The sequence below is a fragment of the Bifidobacterium simiiventris genome (assembly GCF_019331715.1).
GTDB classification, from domain to species: domain Bacteria; phylum Actinomycetota; class Actinomycetes; order Actinomycetales; family Bifidobacteriaceae; genus Bifidobacterium; species Bifidobacterium simiiventris.
In genome coordinates, this window is sequence record NZ_JAHBBG010000017.1 from 1 (window position 1) to 19,548 (window position 19,548).

Consider the following 19,548-nt stretch of genomic DNA (forward strand, 5'->3'; position numbering starts at 1 on the left):
ACGAGCCATCCGACGAGGCACGCGCTAACACGCCACGTCCGCTCCCACGCGTAGGTTTTCAAACAACACCACGCATGGTGCGAGCGTCAGCGTCGCCACTCAACCCATCAAACAACCAAACACGGTGCAGATCGGCACAGTCCGATACGCCCGAAAACGGGGCGTTTCCCGGCTCTGTGTATCAGATCCCGTACACCGTCCGCGTCGTCTGCCGCGTCCCGCGCGCCACGTCGGCGATCGGCATATCGAACACATCCGCGAGCGCCGCCAACGTGTACGGGATCATGTACGGCGCGTTCGTCCGACCGCGGTACGGCATCGGCGTCAGATACGGCGCGTCGGTCTCGACCATCACGTGGTCCAGTCCGACGATCCTGGCCGACTCGCGGATGCCGTCGTTGCCCTTGTAGCTGCACGTTCCCGACATGCTCAGGTACCAGCCGTGCTCGCGCGCGACCTCGGCCATCGCCGCGTCGCCCGAATAGCTGTGGAACACGGTGCGTTCGGGGGCGCCGTCGGCGAGCAGCGTCTCGATGACTTCCTTATGCGAGTCGCGGTCGTGGATCTGCATCGGCAGGTTCAGTTCCTTGGCGAGCGCGATGTGCGCGCGGAACGCCTCTCGTTGCAGGTGCGCGGCGGATTCGCCGGTGCGGAACAAATCCATGCCGGTTTCGCCGATCGCGACGACCTGCTTGGGGTACGCTTTGGCGAGCCGCGCGACCTCGGCCATCGCGTCGTCGAAGCCGACGTCGTGGTACGGCTGGTATTTGACGGCGAGTCCGTCCGGGCCGGGAGCTGCGCGGTGGCCGTGACGTACCGCCTCGTTCGGGTGGATGGCGATGGCCGCGTGCACCTGGCCCGGATGTTCGCGGGCCATGTCGATCGCGACCTGCAGGTTCGGCAGTTCGCAGCCGCAGTCGATGATGCCGGTCACGCCGACCGCCGCGGCTTGGGCGAGCAATTCGTCCACGCCGTATACGGGGACTTCCGGCTGGCCTTTTTCGACCGCTTCGTGGCTCATGGCACGGGCGAACGGCACGACGGAGGCGACGTGCGTATGGTTGTCGATGACCTGCGCGTCGGCCGGCAATGCGGGCGGCGCGGGCGCCCAGCTGCGGTCGCGGTGATGATGCTTGCTCATGGGTCACCAGTGTAGGCCGGCCGACTGCCCGCGGGTTTGCCGTCTTGCCGTCACGCCTTGCGGGCGAGCTGCACGGCGGTGCCGGAGGCGGTGACCATGAGCATCGAACCGTCGGTGCCGAGCACCTCGTAGTCGATGTCGACACCGATCACGGCATGCGCGCCGAGGGCTTCTGCGCGCTGCTGCATCTCGGCGATCGCCTCGTTGCGGGCGTTCAACAGCTCCTCCTCGTAACCTTGGCTGCGGCCGCCGAACATGTTGCGAAAGCTCGCGCCGATGTCCTTGAACATGTTCACACCGGCGACGACCTCGCCGAACACGATGCCCTGATAGTTCGTGACCGTGTAGCCGTCGACCGACGGCGTGGTGGTGACCAGAATCATGGTCGATCCCCTTTGCTCGAATCGTGTGGCCGGATCAGACCGACCGCTCCCAACGGTCTCATTGTACGTCCGCATCGCGGATCATCCCATATCACGAACGACGCGAAGAACGCGTAATGGGTCCGTTCCACGTCATGCTGATTGAGTGATGGTCGTTACCCCCAGCTCGCAGATCTCGCAGATAACCGGAGCCGGAGCCACGCCCGGCTATCGCACGCTGACGATGTCCGCGCCGAACGGCCACAGCGCCAGTTTGGCCATCTTGAACGACTGGATGCCGAACGGGATGCCGATGATCGTGATGCAGTTCGCCAATCCGGCGCCGACATACCCGATCGCCATCCACCAGCCGACGAACACCACCCACAGGATGTTCGCCAGCGTGGATCCGACACCGCCGCGGTACACCACCGTCTGCCCGAACGGCGTCAGCGTAAGCGCCGCCATTTTGAACGCCTGGAGTCCCAGCGGAATGCCGATGATCGTCACGCACAGCACGAGGCCGACGATCGCCCAGCCGAGCGACAGGAACAGGCCGCCGAGGATCAGCCACAGAATATTGCCTAACAGTCTCATGAGTCCATCATGGCATGTGCGCGGCGCGCAAAGGCTCAGGGAAACCACTGATTCGTCCCTGATTCGGGGGCGACGGCCAGGCGGGCGGAGTGCGGGGCCGCGGAGACGGCTGGATGGCGTCCGTTTCCTGCCAGGATCAGAGCTTTCTGGCGGGAAACGGACGCTACGGGAGCCAAAAATGTCCGTTTTCCTCCAGAAGATATCGATTCTGGCGGGAAACGACCTCTACAGGCGCCCGCAGAGGTCGTTTTCCTCCAGAAGGGCTCCGATCATAGCAGGAAACGACCGCTACGCCGCCCGGCGGCTCCTACAGCCGCTGCGCGTTGTCGATGAGCGCGGCCTTGAGATCGGACTCGATCTGGCGCATCTTCACCTGAGCGGCCTCGCGGTTCGCCTTGCCTTCCTTCTGGATCTGCACGGTTTCGCGCAGCGTGGCGATCAGCTCGGAGTTGATCTTCTCCAACGTGTCGATCTCGATCACCGACCGCTGGTTCGCCTTCTCCGCGTCCACTGCGCCCTTGTGCAGCGCCTCGGCGTTGCGCGAGAGCAGCTTGTTGGTCACGTCGTCGGCCTTGTTCTGCAGGTCGAGCGCCTGCCGCTGGTTCGACAGGCCCAGCGCGATCACCATCTGCGACTTCCACACCGGGATCGTGGTGGAGATGGTCGTGTCGATCTTGTCGACGATGGTCTGGTCGGCGTTCTGGATGATCTTGATCTGCGGCGCGGTCTGCAGCGTGACGACGCTCACGCGGTCGAGGTCGTCGAGCCGCTTGGCGAACCGGTCGAGCTTGGACTTGAAGTCCTTGAGCACCTGCGCCTGCATCGCGTCGCCGCTGTTCGCCGCCTCGGCCTCGAGCGCGGGCAGCTGGTTCGCGTTGAAGTCGGCGAGCGCCTTCTTGCCGGCGAGCACGGTGAGCTTGAGCGAGCGGTACTGCTGCGCGTTCTGCTCGTACATGGTGTTGTACATGGAGATGTCGGCGACGAGCTTGGCCTGCGCCTGTTCGAGCTTGGTGATGATCTCGTCGATCTGCGCGTCGACCTTCTGGTAGCGGCGGCGCAGTTTGTCGATGGAGACGGCGACCTGGCCGATGATCGGGAGCTTGCGGAAGCCGCCGAGTTCGGCCTCGTCGATGGTGGTGAGCATGGTGGCGAGCAGGTCGCCGGCCTCGCCGGTGTCTTTGGACCGGGTTTCGGAGAGGATTTCGTCGGCGAACGTGGAGGTGGCGCGCTGCACGTCCTTGCCGTACGACGATTCGATGCCGTCGCGCGTCAGGTCGATGTTGCCGGCGAGCTGGGCGATCTGCTGCTGGTCGGCGGCGGGCAGCTTGGCGATCTGCTCGTCCGGCGTGAGCGCGGCTTCGGCCTTGGCCTGGTCGGCGGTGGGGACGACCGTTCCGGCGGCCGGATCGGCGGGTGTGGCGAGGCTCGGCGAGACGACGGCGTTGTTGCCGCCGGCGAGGTCGGCGAGGGTGAGTTGCTTGGTCATGATGGTTCCCCTTTCGGATGTTGGTGCTGGTTTCAGCTCAAGGCTTTGATGATGGCCTGCATGGCGGCGTTGTTGGGCAGTTCGGTGACGGCGGTGACCTGTTCGAGCGTGCCGGGCACGTTGAACCGCTTGATGGAGTCCGTGCCGGCGAAGTTGGCCGCACGGAACCCGTGGCGTTCCCATGCGAGCTTCTGCACGGCTTCGGATTTGAGCAGTTTCAGCAGTTGCGAGCCCTTGTCGTCGAGCGCGATGAGCGTGTGCGTGCTCCACACGGTCGGTGTGGGGTAGACGATCACGACGTCGTCTTTGACTTGCTTGAACGCGTCCGGCTGGTTGACGGCGAGGTCGAGCAGCTGCGATTCGTAGCCGATCATCATCGGTTTCGAGCCGACGCCGAGCGTCAGAAACTGGTTGAAGCTGTCTTCCGAGCTGGTTTCCATCCAGCCTGATTTCGCGAAGATCGCCTTGATCTTGGCCGAGTCGCGCGCGACCGAATCGGTGGTGGCCGGCTGACCGCCGTTGAGCACGGTTGCGACGAGCGCCGCGTATTCGTTGCCGGAGTTCGATTTGACCGGATCGGTCGAGTCGATGCGGAACTGACCGTAGCCGTTCCGATAGCCGACGTCGGCCCATGTCTTGTTGCCCACCATCGCGTCGACGGCCTTGGCCATGTCCATGTGGTACGCGCCGGCCGAGTCCTTGCTCATGATGCCGCTGCCGACGAGCGCGTCCGCGACGGCCTTGTGCGTGTAGATCACGATCGGCGAATTGAACACGATGTCGGCGTTCGATGTGTCCACGCCCTTGGCCTTGCCGTATTCGACGGCCGCACGCGACGACGGGAACAGGTAGTCCATGCCGGAGCGGTCGGCGTCCATCATGGCGAGCGATCCGGCCTTGCGGTAGTTGACCTTGAGGCCGGATTGTTCGGCGAGTGTGGCGAACTGATCGTCGTCGAACAGGCCGATTTTCTCGCCGCCGAGATAGCCGTTGACTTCTTGGATTTCGACCGGCTTGGGTTGGGCCTGCCGCCAGACGATCGTGCCGAGGATCACTATGACGACCACGACCAGCGATACGAGTCCGATGACCTTTGATTTCGTGAGTTTCATTGCGTCTTCTCCCCCGTTTCGCCGCCGTCATGGCCTGATTCGCCCGCATCCTCCACCGAATAGCCGTCCATGCTGGCGAGGCGCTGGATCGCTTCGGAATCGGCCGCGATGCCGAGCGTCTTGGCCGATACCGCGCGCGACAGCTCCCCCGCCGCCGTACGTTCGAGCACCTGCAGCGCCTCGACCGTCTCGCGTTGGGCGACCGGCAGCTGGTCGTGCGCGCCGGAGCGTTCCACATCGACGTACGACTTGAGCAGTTTCGCCGTCTGCCCGCCGTACACGTTCGTATAGTGACGCAGCGTCGCGTATGCGCTTGTGTCGGTGGTCACGTAGCGTGTCAGGTCGCGGGTCGCGGCGATGAAGTCGTCGGCCTCGCGCCGCACCTGCGGGTCTCCGATCTGCCCGGCGAGCATGCTGATGCGGTTCAGCATCGCGTTCGCATCGTCGATAGCGGCGGCGGCCTTCTGCCCGTTCGGCAACGCGGACACGACGATCTTGCCGAGCCGGCGTTCCGGCTGCAACAGCGTCGAACCGGCGATGTAGCCGCCCACCGCGCACACCACGCCGAGCGCCATGCCGAGCAGGCCGCCGCCGGCCAGCCAGAACGCGAGGCCGGCCAGTCCCAATCCGATCACGAATCCAGCAATCACGCCGATCATTGGATGCTCCTTTGACGGCGCGATCGACCATCAACGACATGAACCTCGGGCTCTCCCCCAGTCAGTCTTCGACTGACAGCCCCCTCATCAGAGGGAGCCGAGCATAACAGCCAGCATGTCCCGATCATCAGTTGAAGCCCTTGACTTGGCGGAAGACGGCGGCGAGGTCGCCGTTGCGGCCGTCGAACACCTTCGCATTGCTCAGGCTCGCGAGCTCGTTGAGCTGGTCGGGGTCGGCATCGCCGAACATGATCGAGAAGATTGGCACGTCCTGCCCGCGCGAACGGTACTGATCGGTGAAGTAGTTCTTGTCGCCGGTGTCGGACTGGCCGTCGGTCATGAGCACGATCGCGGTCGTGTAGTTGCCGGGGTTCTCCGGCAGCATGCCGAGCGCGGAGTTCAGGCCGTCGTAGATGTTCGTGCCGCCGGTCGCCTCGGTGCTTTCGGCGCGCGAGAGCAGTTCGCCGGTGTTCGTGCCGTTGACGCGCGTCGCGTTTTCGGCGGTGGACGAGAACGGGATGAGGATGTTCACGTCGCCGTCCGACGGTTCGATGTGCGACTGCTTCGCCTCGTTCGGGTCGAGCGCGGCCTTGAGTCCGCCGACCACGCCGTCCTTGCCGTCGCCGCTCATCGAGCCGGAATAGTCGACGACCCAGATCGTGTAGCTGGGCTTGCGCAGCTTGGTCTGGTAGACGGTAAGCGCTTGGCTGATCACGTCGGCGGACGGCAGGGCGATCGTTTTCAGCGCGTCGGCGCTCGTGTTCACGCCCCATTCGGCGCGGAACGATTGCTTGACATCGTTGTCGCTGCCGAACGCGAGCGTGCCGCCGAGTCCGGTGCGCCGGCCGGCACGTTCGAACAGCAGCTTGGAATCCTTGGAACTCAGCGCTTTTTGAAATTTGGTGAACGACGAGTCGAGATTCTGCCCGCGGTCGACGTAGCCGAGTGGCGAGTCGGACACCGCGATGCCGTCGGCCGGGTAGATCGTCAGCAGCGGATCATGACCGTTCTGCGTGAGCTGTTTGTCGGCCTGAATGACCAGCGATTCGTAGTTGACCATCGAGTCGAACCGGTCGGGGTTCGCGACGACCATGTCCTTGAGCCAGTCGGACGAACCGGACGACCGGTCGACGCCCTTAAGCAGCGCGGTCACCTGATTGGTAAGCTTCGCATCGCCCAGATCGTTGGCATTGAGCGGCTCGTCGCGGCCGGTGAGCGCGGTCATGAACGCGAGGTACGCGGACGCGCCGGAGTTCGACTGCGTGGCCGAAGTCATCGAGAACTTGAGTTTGCCGGACGATACCGCGGCGAGGATATCCGCCGTCTTCACCGGTTGCGTTTCGCCGGACGAGTCCGCCCAGCCGAGTTGTTCGGCCTTGGACTTGGCGATGCCGAACACGATCGGCGTGGTCGACGTGCTGGCCGCATCCTTGACGATGTGCTTGGTGTCGCCCATCGAGATCCACATCGAAGATGCCGGCCAGACCGCGTCGTAGCTGCCGCCGCCGTTCTCGAGCGCGGTCATGATGTCGAGCGATCCCATGTAGTTCATGGTGACGGCCACGCCGGAATCGTCCACCGCTTGTTGGATCGCGTCGGCGACCTCCTTGTTCTCCGAACCGGACGCGATGTTGAGCGTCGCCTCGGCCTTGCCCTTGGCCGGCGTGAACGTCTGGGTCTTGCCCGGATCCGCCGTGCCGCCGCTGGTCTTGCCCGGCATCGAGCATGCGGCGAGCATCGTCAGCGAGGCGACGATCGCGACGGCGGCCGTCACCGTGCGTCGGGCCGCGGATCGCATGCCAACAATGGCCGCACGGAACCCGGCCGCCGCGTCACGGCCCGTTTCACGAAGCGTTTCACACACTACGTTGTTGCGAGAACCCTTGCTTGTTCCACTCATATCACCATTGTCGAATACGGCGGCATCCCGGCAACCAGCAACACCTGAACGCATGGTGAACAGTACATTACGTTTCGGCGCCGGCAACGTCGCCGCACGCGCGCACTACCTGCCCGCGCGCCCGGCTCCGGATCAGCGCACCAGGAACACCATCGCGAGGATCATCGCGAACCCTGCGAAATCGGCCGACGAGAACACCGCGCCCGCCCACGCCACCGACGTGATCGTCGCGGCGACCGGCTCGCTCGTGCCGAGCATCGTCGCCCGCATCGAACCGACGCGCATCATCCCGGCCAAGAACAATCCGAACGCTCCAAACGTGCCGAACACCACCGTGTACACCATCAGCAGGGCACCGAACCAGTCCAGCACCGGCGCGCTCGCCCACGGCCGCACCACCGGCAGCAGCACCAGTCCCGAGATCACGAACATGATCCCGTTCACCGTCATGTTGCCCCACCGCGCGATCAGCCGGATCGGCAGCACCGACATCGCGGCAGTCGCGGCCGCGTTGATCAGGCCCCACATCAGACCGATCGCCGGCAGCATGATCGTCGTCAGGTCGCCGCCCGTCGCCAACAGCACCACGCCGGCGAACGCGAGCGCTACGCCCACGCTTTCACGCAGGTTCGGCCACCGTCGCCTACGGATGCATACGTACGCAAGCACGAACAGCAGGTTCAGCGACTGCAATACGGTCGCCGTGCCCGCGTTCGTCGCGTTGATCGAACACAGGTAGGCGACCTGAACGAGCAGCACGCACACCAACGCGCTGCCGATGAGCGACGGATACCCCTTGCGGTCGGCGAGCGCGCCGATCAGCAGACGACGCTGGCGCACGGCCGCGACGGCGAGGAACATGATGCCGGCGAACAGTTCGCGCACGCACGCGATCCACAGCGGATCGGCGTGATACGTGCCCATGAGCAGTTTCGAGACGGTGGCGTTCGTGCCCCACATGACGCCGCCGGCGAGCACGAGCGCCGCGCCGATCAGGATGTCGCGCGGGGTGCGTTCGAACGAGGGCTCCCGACGACGACTCCGTCCGCTGCGCTCCGCCATCACTGCACCGCCCGATCTTTCCTCTGCGTGAATCACAAACCCACGCATTGTATCGCGCAGGATCGGGCGGCACACGGAAACGGCCGCAACCAAGCCAACGTACTGCGACGCGGACTCGGTTACGGCCGCAACGACCGGAACGGTCGGACGGAAACCGGCCAGCCGGCGGACATCAGTCGAACCGGCCAGCCGGCGACGGCTTACGCGTTGAACACGTACTTGTCGAGGCGGTCCATCGCCTCCTTGACGCGGCTCAGCGGCAGCGCGAGGTTCATGCGGATCGCGCACGGGGCCTTGAACATGCGCCCGTCCTGCCAGGCCACGCCCACGTCCCAGCCGCGCTTCTCCAGCTCGGGCAGTTCGACGCCATGCTCCTTGCACCATTCGCTGCAGTCGAGGAACAGCATGTACGTGCCCTGCGGTTTGGCGACCGAGACGCCCTTGAAGTGCTCGGTGATGTAGTCGACCGCGTAGTCCACGTTCTCGGTGAGCACGGCGCGCAGCTCGTCGCACCACTCGTAGCCTTCCGGCTTGTACGCGCCGATGAGCGCGTGCATCGAGAGCACGTTCATCTCGTTGTAGTGCGACTTGGAGCCCTTGGCGATGATGCGGTCGCGCAGGTACTTGTTGTAGATGATGTGGTAGCTGCCGACCAGGCCGGCGAGGTTGAACGTCTTACTCGGCGCGTAGAACGCGGCGGTGCGGTTGCGGGCGTCCTCGCTGACCGACTGGGTCGGGATGTGCTTGTGGCCGGAGAGGATGATGTCGGACCAGATCTCGTCGGAGATAACGACGACGTCGTTCGCCTTGTAGACCTCCATCGCCTTTTCGATCTCCCAGCGCTCCCACACGCGGCCGCACGGGTTGTGCGGGCTGCAGAACACGGCGACGTGGATGTTGTTCTCCTTGATCTTGCGGTCCATGTCCTCGAAGTCCATGCGCCAGATGCCGTTCTCGTCGCGCTTGAGCGGGCTGTGGACGATGTGGTAGCCGTTGTTCTCGATGCTCATCGTGAAGCCGATGTAGGTCGGGCTGTGCAGCAGCACCGAGTCGCCGGGGGCCGCGAACGCGGTCAGCGTGGAGATCACGCCGCCGAGCACGCCGTTCTCATAGCCGATGGCCTCCTTGGTCAGGCCGGTCACGCCGTTGCGCACGGACTGCCACTTGATGATCGAGTCGAAGTATTCGTCGGTGGGCTGGAAGTAGCCGAACGCCGGATGCTTGGCACGTTCGATGATCGCTTCGGTGATGGTCGGGACGGTGGGGAAATTCATGTCGGCGACCCACATCGGAATCACGTCGAAGCCTTCCTTCGGCGGATCGGGAGCGAATCCCGGCATGGTGCCCGGGCCATCAACCGCGATGGAATCCTTGCCGTGGCGATCCATGATGGACGTGAAATCGTAGGTCATTGACGTGTTTCCTTTCTGACATACGTGGAGTGCCGGCACATGTCGAACCGGCACTCCGTTTGCGGCCCCGGCCCGGGCTGCCACCGCGGGCCTGCGGCCAAACTGTATTTAGCTTAATCGCTTCAGATGCTTGCCACAGCAACCGCGGCCGAAACCGCCGCCGGTTCGGCGTCCGCGACTTCGGCGGCCACCACCGCAGCCGGAACCGCGCCATCCGTGACTGCCACGCCGCGGCTCACGTCCACGGCCAGCTCACGCTTGGCCCGCGAGCGCTCCTGCACGCGGTAGACGACGAACAGCATCAGCATCCACGGCACCGTCACCAGGTACGTGATCCGGTAGGCCGGCATGATCGCCATCATCACGAGGATCAGCGCCATGAACGCGAGCGCGAAGATGTTCGAGTACGGCCACCACGGCATCTTGAACGTCAGCTCGTCTTCCTTGCCTTCGCGGCGCTTGATCGTGCGGAAGTGCAGCTCGCTGAGCAGCTCGCACACCCAGCCGAACACGAGCATGAACACGACGATCGCGGAGCACAGTTCGAACGCGCGCTCGGGCAGCACCATCATGAGCAGCACGCCGAGGATCTGGCCTGCGGAGATCGTGAGCACGGACGCGTACGGCACCTTGTGCTTGGAGACCTTGGCGAGCGCCTTCGGGGCGCGGCCCTGCAACGCGAGGTTGTAGATCTGGCGACTGTAGAGGTACATGCCGCTGTTGAGCGAGCTGAGCGACGCGGTGATCACGACGAAGTTGATGATCGAGGCGGCGGCCGGGATACCGATCTGCGAGAAGACCTGCACGAACGGGCTGCCGACGCCGGCGAGCTTGTTCCACGGCCACATGCACAGCATGACGAGCGTGGCGCCGACGTAGAAGATCATGATGCGCCAGAACACGCCGTTGACGGCCTTCGGCAGGGTCTTCTTCACGTTGGCCGCCTCGCCCGAGGCGCAGGCGACGGAGTCGGTGCCGCCGAACGCGAACGCGACGAGCACGAGCGAGAACATCAGGCCGGTCAGGCCGTTGGGCAGGAACCCGCCGCTGGCGGTCAGGTTGTGCAGCAGCGCGGCGTGGCCGCCGTCGCCGAGTCCGGTCACGATGATGCAGCTGCCGCAGGCGATCATCGCGAGGATCGTGACGACCTTGATCGCGGACAGCCAGAATTCCATCTCGCCGAACGACGATACGGACACGAGGTTCACGGCGGCGATCACGGCCAGCGCGACGGCTCCGGACACCCACGTCGGCACCTGCGGGAACCAGTACTGCACGTACGCGCCGAGGGCGCTGAACTCGGCGCCGATGCCGCCGATGCAGCCGAGCAGGCCGGTCCAGCCGAGCGCGAATCCGGCGAACGGGTGGATGTAGCGGCTCGCGTAGGCGACGGTCGCGCCGGCGACCGGTTCCTCGACCGCGATCTCGCCGACCGCGCGGCACACGAAGAAGATCGCGAGTCCGGCGATCGCGTAGGCCAGCAGCACGGCCGGCCCGGCGTACTGGATCGCGCCGGACGATCCGTAGAACAATCCGACGCCGATCGCGCCGCCGATCGCGATCATCTGCATATGCCGTGGCTTGAGCCCGCGCTGAAGATCGTCCTGTTCATAGTCGGCCTGTGAAGTCTCCATCGTGGCCACCTCCTTACACCGTGCCGTCGCGGATCGAATATCCGCGGCGTTTGCATGACAGTATGGGCCGGGCACGTTGCGGGTCTGGTCGCGTTGTGTTACGGGAATGATAATTATTTTGCAGAAAGATAAATTATTATCACTTTGCGGATTTTCGTCGAACGGACGCGGGCGGGCGCGATCGCGCGGGTGCGTCTAGGATGATGGCACACCGCGCGGCGGCGGGCGCTGCGGATCGGCACGAACCCACGGTCCGATCGAACCGCCTGTAGTCCTGCCGGACGGCCTGCCCAGTCCGTCCGAACCGACCGGAACAGTCCGAACCGGCGTGGACCGTTACAGACCGAGCAGTCCGACCGGTCGGCCCGCACAGCCCGAACCGACCGAACCAGACGAATCACCCGAGAAGAGAGCACATGCCAGCATCACCGAACATCTCCCCCGAACTCAAGCCCTACGCGGCGCTGGTCGACTTCCTCGGCGTGGCGCTCGGACGCAACACCGAGGTCGTGCTGCAGGACTGCCGCGACTTCGAACATTCCATCGTGGCCATCGCCAACGGGCACGTCAGCGGACGCTCGCTCGGCGGGCCGGCCACCGACCTGATCCTGCGGGTGTGGCGCAACCGCGAATATGAGCGGCGCGACTACATCACGCGCTACACGGGCACCACGGCGGACGGGCGCGAGCTGGTGTCGTCCACGTTCTTCATCCGCGACGAGGACGGGGATGCCATCGGGACGCTGTGCATCAACCACGACGCGTCGACGCTGGTGGGTGCGGTGCATGCGGTGGCCCAGTTGTTCGACTATCTGGCGCCGGCGATGCCGAAGGGGTTCGGCGCGGCCGTGCGGCGAAGCACGCTGGCCGGGGATGCCGCGGGCGCGGAGGCCGACGGGGCGGCCGACGCGGCAGCCGACGCGAAGACCGCCGACGGCACGGCGGACGCGAACGGCACGGAGACCGGCGCGCACGGCGAAGGCGGCGGATCCGGCGATGCCGGGACCGTCGGGCAGACCGACCGCGCGGCAGGCCACGACGGCCATGAGCCGGGATGCCGGTGCTGCGCGTGCGATCCAGGAGCCGGTTCCGCGGCCGGCCCGGCCGGCGCTGCCGCGTCGCATGCGCGCCTGTCCGCGCCGATCGAGAACTTCTCCGTGAACGCCGAGGATCTGACCATCAGCCGCATCACGGCGTTCTGCGCGAACGCGGGGGTCGAACCGGAGCGCATGAGCCGCGACGAACGGCTCGCCCTCATCCGCGAGCTGGAGGACGCGGGTGTGTTCACACTCAAGGGCGCGGTCGACACGGTCGCGGAACGGCTCGGCGTATCCCAGCCGTCCGTCTACCGCTACCTCAAGCAGGTGCGAGCCGGCGCCGAATAGCTCTCCGTGTGGCGAAAGCCGTCACAGCGTCTGGATCTCGTTCGACTCGTAGAAGTCGAGGATCTGCTTGAGGTACGGGCGGAACGTGTCGTTCGGCATGCTGAAGATCTCATGCACCGACTCGGGGTAACGCACCAGCCGAATGTCGCCGCCGCCGTTCTTCACGCGGGCGACGAACCGGTTCTGCGGTTCGTTGAGCACCCAGATGTCGCGGCCGGCCTGGAACAGCAGCACCGGCGTCTCGATGTTCTCGCACGCGTCCGGCTTGAGTACCGCATGCGAGAGGCGCAGCGCCTCGCGCACCCACGCGAAGGCGGCCGCATTGGTCTGGCAACGCTCGTCCTCGCAGCGGCACTCGTGATACCAGCGCGTGCGCGCCGCGGACGCGCCCACATGTTCCTCCGGCTTGTACTCCGGCACGAACGGCCCCTGGCCGAACACCGGATGCTTGCCAAGGCCGATGCCGCACATCACTTCGGCGAGCGCGCGGGCCAGCCAGTTCGGGACGCCGGTTGCGGGGGCGATCATGGGGGCGGAGAGCACGGCCTTGTCGAAGAGGGTCGGATGCTGTTCGAGCACGGCCGCGCCGATGCCGCCGCCCATCGAATGGCAGAATAGGTTGAGCGGCTGGCCGTCGGCGTACCGCTTGCCGATCGTGTCGGCGAATTTGGCGAGATCGGCCACATAGCGGTGCCAGTCGTCGATCCACACGAGCCAGTCGTCGCTCACGTCGCGGGCGGAATGGCCGTGGCCGCGATGCTCCATGAGGCAGACGGAATAGCCGGCGAGGAGGAAATACCAGATGAGTTCGGAATACTTTTTGGAGAACTCGGTGAAGCCGTGCGAGATGACGATCGCGCCGCGGAAGATGCCGGTCGCATCGTCCTCGCGCAACGCGTCGAATTTGGCCGCGTCGTAGCAGACGTAGTGCAGCTTGCCGGCGTGGGACGCGTCCGCCGCGTCACCGCCGCCGTCAGCGTCACGGACGGCGGTTCCGGGCAACACCGGCAGCCCATCCACTTCGGCCGGTTCCATCCATCCTTCGGCGCGGCATCGCGTCAATGCCGGCAACACCTTCCCGCGCATCTCGTCGGCGTACCGGGTTTCATCAAGCATCCTCAGGTCCATGCCACCATGCTACCCAATCCGCCGACGCGAGAAACCGGGCAAAACACCGTGCCCGCCCGCACAACACGCGCCGCTCCCGTCACATCACCTTCGTGCTTTCAAGGTTGCGGATGATCCAATCGTTCAGGCGGATCACCGGCTTGCGCAGCACCAGGCCGAGCAGCAGCACCGGCACGAGGAACAGCGCCAGCTTGCCCATCGACACCCAATATTCCATGCCGTACGAGCCGGCCATCGCCGCGTGCATCGCGTCCACCGCGTACGGGAACAGCAGCCACCGCGACAGGATCTGGAAGAACGTCGGCAACGTCTCGATCGGGAACGTGCCGCCCGTGCCGGCCACCTGCACGACGAGCAGCACCACCGCGATGGCCTTGCCGATGTCGCCGAACGAGACGGTGAGCGTGTACATGAGCGACGAGAACACGAGCGCGGCCAGCCATCCGGTGAGCAGGAACTGCAACGGATGCTCGCATTGCACGCCCAGATACAGCAGGTCGCCGAGGCACACGAGCGTGCCCTGCATGAGCGCGAGCGCCCCGAAGATCATGTACCGTCCGAAGTATTCCTGATGCAGTTTCAGTCCGAACCGGCTCGCGTTGCCCGGCGATTCGGGCCGCGGCTTCATGAGCACGTCGAGCGCGGCGGCCGGTCCCGCGGCACGTCCCGCGATCATCGCCTCGCGCAGCCCCATCGTCTCGCCGAGCGGCAGTTCGTTGCCGAGCCCGAGGATCTTCGCCTTCTCGTGGTCGGAGATCGACACCTTGAGCATGGCGACGAGGATGATCGCGCCGACCCAGATCGACAGCACCGTGTAGAACGGCGTCATCGCGGAGCCGTAGTTCGCGATCGGATACACGGCGATGCGGTTAACGGAGACCGGCGCGCTCAGCACGGTCGCGAGCGTATCCGGGTCGCTGGTGAGCGACGACACGTCCGGCACGCCGCCCGACAGCGTGGATGTGATGGTCGATGAGAGATCATCGAGTTTCGCGGCCGACTTGGTGAGTGCGGACGACGCGTCGGCGAGCGACGTGCGCATGTCGGAGATGCTGCCCGACATGCTGCCCGACAGTCCGGAGACGCTGCTGATGGTGGCGCTCAGCCCGTCGACCACGGTGCCGGTCTGCGTGGCCACGTCGTTCATGGATGATGCGAGCGCGTCGAGCTGCGGCTTGAGCGTGGCGTTGTAGGAGTCGTTGAGGCTGCTGACGGATTGCCGCGCGGCGGTGATCTTGTCCTTGAGCTGCTGGCGCGCGGCGTCAGCGTCGGCGGTGCCCGTGTTGAGCTGTTTCGCCGCGTCGCCGAGCGCGGCGGCCGCGTCGGAAAGCTTGGTCTGCGCGTCGCGGGCCTTGGCGGAAGCCGCGTCGAGCGCCGCCTTCACGTCCGAGACGGCCTGTTCTCCGATCGTCGTACCGGTCTGGTCGGCCAGCGACTGCGAGAGCGAGTCCAGCGCGGACGCGTACGAGCCGAATCCGTCGGCCTGTTCCTGGATCTTGGCTTGCAGGTCAGTGAGTTTGCCGGAGACCTGCGAGGATTGCGAGTTCACGTCGTCGAACGCGGCGTCGATCTGCTTGCTGATCGAATCGTACGACGAATCGGCCTGGCCGAGCGCGGTTTTCACACCGCTCGTCGCGCCGGTGAGCGCGCTGTCGAGCCCGCTCACGCCGTCGCTCGCCTGCGCGATGGCCTTTTTGGTATCGGCGGCGCCCGATCCGGCCGATCCGAGCAGTTTGTCGGTGGACGTGATGATATCGTTCGCAGCCCCAAGCAGCGACGAGTACGCGTCGATCTGCGCGGCCGTGCTCGTGAGCTTGGACGACATCGATGAGAGGTGTTCGGTCGCGTTCGTCACATACTGCGACATTTCCGGGCTTTGCGCATAGTCCGCGACGCTGGATGCGAGGTTGAGCGCGACCTCGCCGAGCGTTTTCACGAAGGTCTGGTCGATGGTCGTGGCGACCGTGGATGCGCCCTGATCGGTGATGTGCGGCGCGATCGGGTTGATTTTCTCGTTGAGATAATATTCGAGCTTCGCGTGCTTGACCTTGTCGGAGAACAGCGTCATCATGTCGGCGCTGAAGCTCTTCGGGATGACGAGTGCGGCGTAGTATTCGCCGGAGTGCACGCCGTCGATGGCCTTGTCCTTGTCGACGAACTGCCAGTCGAGCTGGTGGTTGGCGCGCAACGCGTTCGTCACGGTTTCACCCACGTTGATGGTGACCGGCATGAGCTCGGACTTGTAGCCTTTGTCGACGTTCGCAACGGCGACTTTCAGCGCCTTCGTGTTGCCGTACGGATCCCAGCTGGCGGCGATGTTGTACCACGCGTACAGCGACGGCATGATGACCAGGCCCATCGCGACGATGACCGCGATCACGTTGCGCGTGGACTGGCGTACGTCGCGCACGAAGATTCGCCAGATGTTCCTCATCGCGCGTCTCCTTCCGTCGTGTGATTGCCGTTGCCGGCAGAACCGGTTCCCCCACCATTGTCATTTCGAGCGGAGCGATCCACACCATTGTCATTTCGAGCGGAGCGCAGCGGAGTCGAGAAATCTTCCGTCGCCGATTCACCGGAAAGATTTCTCCGCTCGCTACGCTCGGTCGAAATGACAGGAGTGGCCGAGTCGGTCGGAGTCGGATCGGCAGCATGCCTACGCCGATGGCGGCCGCCGAGAATCGGCAGCTCCTGCGTGATCTCGTTGATGTCCGGGCTGGAACCGTATTCCAGATCGTCCGCGGCGTCCGTGTGATCGTCACGCGCGGCGCCGGCCGCCAATCCGCCGAGCAATCCCGGAACGGCAGCCGCAGCAGCCAAGCCGCCCGCGCGCCGCGCCTCATGCCGCCCGTGCGTGCGCCGCCACACGTACCCGTTGAGCATCACGTCGCGGAACTCGTCCGCGCTCATCGCGCTCACGCCAAGCTGGCGCGCGTAGCTTTCGCGCGTGTATTCCACCACGATCAGGTACGCGTCGATCACGATGATCGATGCGATCCACGCGGTCAGCATCTGTATCTTCGCGGGCAGCACGAACAGCAGCACGAGGAACACGACCGGCAGCACGGTCAGCAACGCGAGGCCGGCGACGATCATGCGCGGATACATCGCGAAGAACCGGTGCGCGCGCCGCTTGATGACCGCACGCATGTCCGCGCTGTCGGACACCGCGCGGAACACGCGGGTCAGGCTCACGCGCTCGTTGACCATCGAATTGTGCTCGGTGATCATCAGGTCCGTGTCGCCCAGCCGCCGGTCGAACAGCGCGTTCAGGTTCATCGCGTACCGCCGCACGACGAGGCCGACGAACAGCGCGGCCGGCAGATAGTACGCCAGATGCAGCATGTCCGACCAGTACTGCCCGCCGTACAGGCCCGCGATCGGCCCGCGCATCGCGTTGATGCCGTACGTGAACGGCAACCACGGGTGCAGCTCGCGGAAGAAGTCGGGCATAAGCTCGATCGGGTACAGGCCGGACGCGCCCGGGATCTGCATGATGACGAGGATGACCGCGACCGCCTTGCCGATATGCCGGAACGCGACGGCCAGCGCGTAGATGATGTTGATGTACACGAACGAGCAGAACACGCCCGCGAGAATGAACAGCAGCGGATGATCGCACTGGATGCCGAGCACGAGGTCGCCGACGCACGCGATGACCGACTGCATGAAGCCGACCGTCACGAGCAGCAGCCAACGGCCGAGATACGCCTGCGTGGCGGTCACGTGCTTGAGCGATTCGCGGTCGACCTCGAGCTTGTAGATCGCGATGAGCACGAAGCCGCCCACCCACAGCGCGAGGTTCGTGTAGAACGGCGTGACCGACGATCCGTAGTTGTCGACCGGATACACGACGTTCGTGTGCAGCGTGACCGGCGTGCCCATGAACTCGCCGAACCCCTTGCTGTCGAGGTTGAGCGCGTCGCGAATCTTCTGGTAGGCGGCCGAACTGTCGAGCGCGGCGATGTCGGTGCGCACGGTGGTGATGTCGGCGGAGACCTGTGCGAGCGAGTCTTTCGTGGTGCCGAGCGTGGTCTTGGTCTGCGCGAGCGTGGTGGCGAGCTGGTCGAGCAGCCCGCCGGTCTGGTCGAGCGTCGAGTCGAGCGAGGTGAGCGTGCCGTTCAGGGTGCCGTTGAGCGCGGAGAAACTGTTCAGCGAGGCGGTGATGTTCGGCAGGATCGTGCCGGTGAGGCTGCTTCGCGCGGTGCCCAGCGTGGCGATGCCGCCGCTCGCGGTGTCGGTGAGTGCGCCGGAGAGGTTACCGGTCGCGTCCTTGCCGCTCGTGATGAACTGCGTGGTGTCCTGGTGGAACGTGGCGACCTGCTGTTGCTGCTGGGTTATGGTCTGGTCGATCGAGTCGACCTGTTTCCAGATGCGCTGGCCGACCTTATCGGTGGTGTCTTGCGGCAGTCCGGCATCGTTGAGCGCGGTTTCGATCCGGTCGATCGTTGCGGCGACGCTGTCGAGCGGCTTGTTGATCGCGTCGGTGACGGTGTCGACCGAATCCTGCGCCTGGTTGAACGTGCCGGTGATCGTGCCGGCCGACTGGTTCGCGGCGACGGCGAGCGCGGACAGTTGCGCGGAGCCGTCGTCGAGTTTGCCGACGAGCTGCGTGGAGAAGTCCTGCGTGCCGGACTGTGCCTGCGCGAGCAGGCCGCCCGCGTTGCCGGACGCGAGCTTGGCCGCGGCGATCGTCGATTTGAGATCGGCGACGTTCTGTTTCGCGCTGTCGATCGTGCCGGCCGACTGGTCGATGGTCGACTGCAGGTCGGTCAACGACCGCTGCACGTCGTCGAGGTCGGCGAGCACGGTGTTGAGGTCGCCGATCGTGTCGTTCTGCGTGTCGTTCGCCGCGTCGCCGATCGTGTTGCCGGCTTTCGTGATCGTCTCCGCGAGCGTTTCGGCCACGGTCGAAACGAACGTCGCGTTGATCTGCGAGTCGATCGTGGTCGCGCCGGTGTCGGTGATCTTCGGCGCGATCGCGTTCTTCTTTTCGTTGACGTAGTACTTGATCTGCGGCTTGTTCTTCGAACCGGTGACCGAACCGACAAGGTTCTCGCTGAAGTCTTTCGGCAGGACGATCGCCGCGTAGTATTCGCCGGACTGCACGCCTTGGATGGCCTGTTCCTCGCTGACGAACCGCCAGCCGAGGCTGCTGTTCTTCTTGAGCTGCGCGACGACCTGCTTGCCGGCGTTGAGACTGCCGACGAGGTCGTTGGTCGCGCCGGTATCGTCGTTGGCGACGGCGACCTGCAGGTTGCCGGTGGACGAGTACGGGTCCCAGTTGGCGAGGATGTTGAACCATGCGTACAGCGACGGGATGATGGCCACACCGAGCGTGACCACGAGGGCGACGGGGTTGCGGACGATCCGCAGGAAGTCGCGGGTGAAGATCCTCAAAATCGTGTGCACGTACATCCTCTTTTCACACCACGGCCGCTGGCATCAGCCCCACTATAAAACGCGCCGCTGTCCAGATATCCGTTCGGCGAACACACATCGACCGCTATGCGGCCGCGGGTCTCTCACATAGTGGCGGGTGCGGGACGGCGCACCATGCCCCGGGTGCAGTTCCGCGGGTGCCACGCTCTCTCTTTGCACGGTGCGAGGTCGTTTTCCGCCAGGATCTGGAGGTTTCTGGCGGAAAACGACCGCATAATCGCCCCGCAG

General features: G+C 65.1%; 13 protein-coding genes and 1 pseudogene. 1 reads left to right on the plus strand and 13 read right to left on the minus strand.

Annotation, left to right across the window (positions count from 1 at the left end):
• Nucleotides 1-181: 181 nt before the first annotated feature.
• From KIH76_RS10825 to KIH76_RS10875, 10 genes are all read right to left on the minus strand, one after another.
• Complete coding sequence (locus KIH76_RS10825) at nt 182-1,141, minus strand: TatD family hydrolase (protein ID WP_219070681.1); 960 nt, start codon at nt 1,139-1,141, stop codon at nt 182-184.
• A gap of 50 nt (nt 1,142-1,191) precedes the next feature.
• Nucleotides 1,192-1,524: a putative heavy metal-binding protein gene (locus KIH76_RS10830; RefSeq protein WP_214374801.1), complete on the minus strand. Its 333-nt coding sequence runs from the start codon at nt 1,522-1,524 to the stop codon at nt 1,192-1,194.
• A gap of 207 nt (nt 1,525-1,731) precedes the next feature.
• A complete protein-coding gene (locus KIH76_RS10835) occupies nt 1,732-2,100 on the minus strand; it encodes a YccF domain-containing protein (protein ID WP_214374800.1) in 369 nt (122 codons plus the stop codon).
• 307 nt (nt 2,101-2,407) lie between these two features.
• Nucleotides 2,408-3,586, minus strand: coding sequence for a toxic anion resistance protein (locus KIH76_RS10840; RefSeq protein ID WP_236036997.1), 1,179 nt, complete (start codon nt 3,584-3,586; stop codon nt 2,408-2,410).
• Nucleotides 3,587-3,618: 32 nt separating this feature from the next.
• On the minus strand, nt 3,619-4,698 hold the full coding sequence (locus KIH76_RS11650) for a substrate-binding domain-containing protein (RefSeq protein WP_236036998.1): 1,080 nt from the start codon (nt 4,696-4,698) through the stop codon (nt 3,619-3,621).
• Nucleotides 4,695-5,357, minus strand: a complete 663-nt coding sequence (locus tag KIH76_RS10855; RefSeq protein WP_236036999.1) for a hypothetical protein — start codon at nt 5,355-5,357, stop codon at nt 4,695-4,697. The genes KIH76_RS11650 and KIH76_RS10855 overlap by 4 nt, the downstream gene beginning before the upstream one ends.
• Nucleotides 5,358-5,484: 127 nt before the next feature.
• The gene (locus KIH76_RS10860; RefSeq protein ID WP_236037000.1) at nt 5,485-7,155 is read right to left on the minus strand and encodes a VWA domain-containing protein; all 1,671 of its coding nucleotides are present in this window, start codon (nt 7,153-7,155) and stop codon (nt 5,485-5,487) included.
• A gap of 234 nt (nt 7,156-7,389) precedes the next feature.
• Nucleotides 7,390-8,319, minus strand: coding sequence for a DMT family transporter (locus KIH76_RS10865; RefSeq protein ID WP_236037001.1), 930 nt, complete (start codon nt 8,317-8,319; stop codon nt 7,390-7,392).
• Between the two features lie 200 nt (nt 8,320-8,519).
• The gene (locus KIH76_RS10870; protein WP_219070683.1) at nt 8,520-9,731 is read right to left on the minus strand and encodes a MalY/PatB family protein; all 1,212 of its coding nucleotides are present in this window, start codon (nt 9,729-9,731) and stop codon (nt 8,520-8,522) included.
• Between the two features lie 122 nt (nt 9,732-9,853).
• The gene (locus KIH76_RS10875; RefSeq protein ID WP_214374796.1) at nt 9,854-11,365 is read right to left on the minus strand and encodes an amino acid permease; all 1,512 of its coding nucleotides are present in this window, start codon (nt 11,363-11,365) and stop codon (nt 9,854-9,856) included.
• 416 nt (nt 11,366-11,781) lie between these two features.
• Here KIH76_RS10875 and KIH76_RS10880 point away from each other — a divergent pair, with 416 nt between their 5' ends.
• Nucleotides 11,782-12,750: a helix-turn-helix transcriptional regulator gene (locus tag KIH76_RS10880; RefSeq protein WP_214374795.1), complete on the plus strand. Its 969-nt coding sequence runs from the start codon at nt 11,782-11,784 to the stop codon at nt 12,748-12,750.
• Between the two features lie 21 nt (nt 12,751-12,771).
• Here the strand turns inward: KIH76_RS10880 and KIH76_RS10885 are convergent, their stop codons facing one another.
• The 3 genes and pseudogenes from KIH76_RS10885 to KIH76_RS10895 all read right to left on the minus strand — a co-directional run.
• Entirely contained in the window at nt 12,772-13,878 is a 1,107-nt protein-coding gene (locus KIH76_RS10885; protein WP_219070684.1) for an alpha/beta fold hydrolase, read from the minus strand.
• Between the two features lie 79 nt (nt 13,879-13,957).
• On the minus strand, nt 13,958-16,312 hold the full coding sequence (locus KIH76_RS10890) for a YhgE/Pip domain-containing protein (RefSeq protein ID WP_219070685.1): 2,355 nt from the start codon (nt 16,310-16,312) through the stop codon (nt 13,958-13,960).
• A 401-nt stretch (nt 16,313-16,713) separates the two neighbouring features.
• Nucleotides 16,714-19,290, minus strand: a pseudogene (locus tag KIH76_RS10895) (YhgE/Pip family protein); the annotation flags it as partial.
• Nucleotides 19,291-19,548 lie beyond the last annotated feature (258 nt).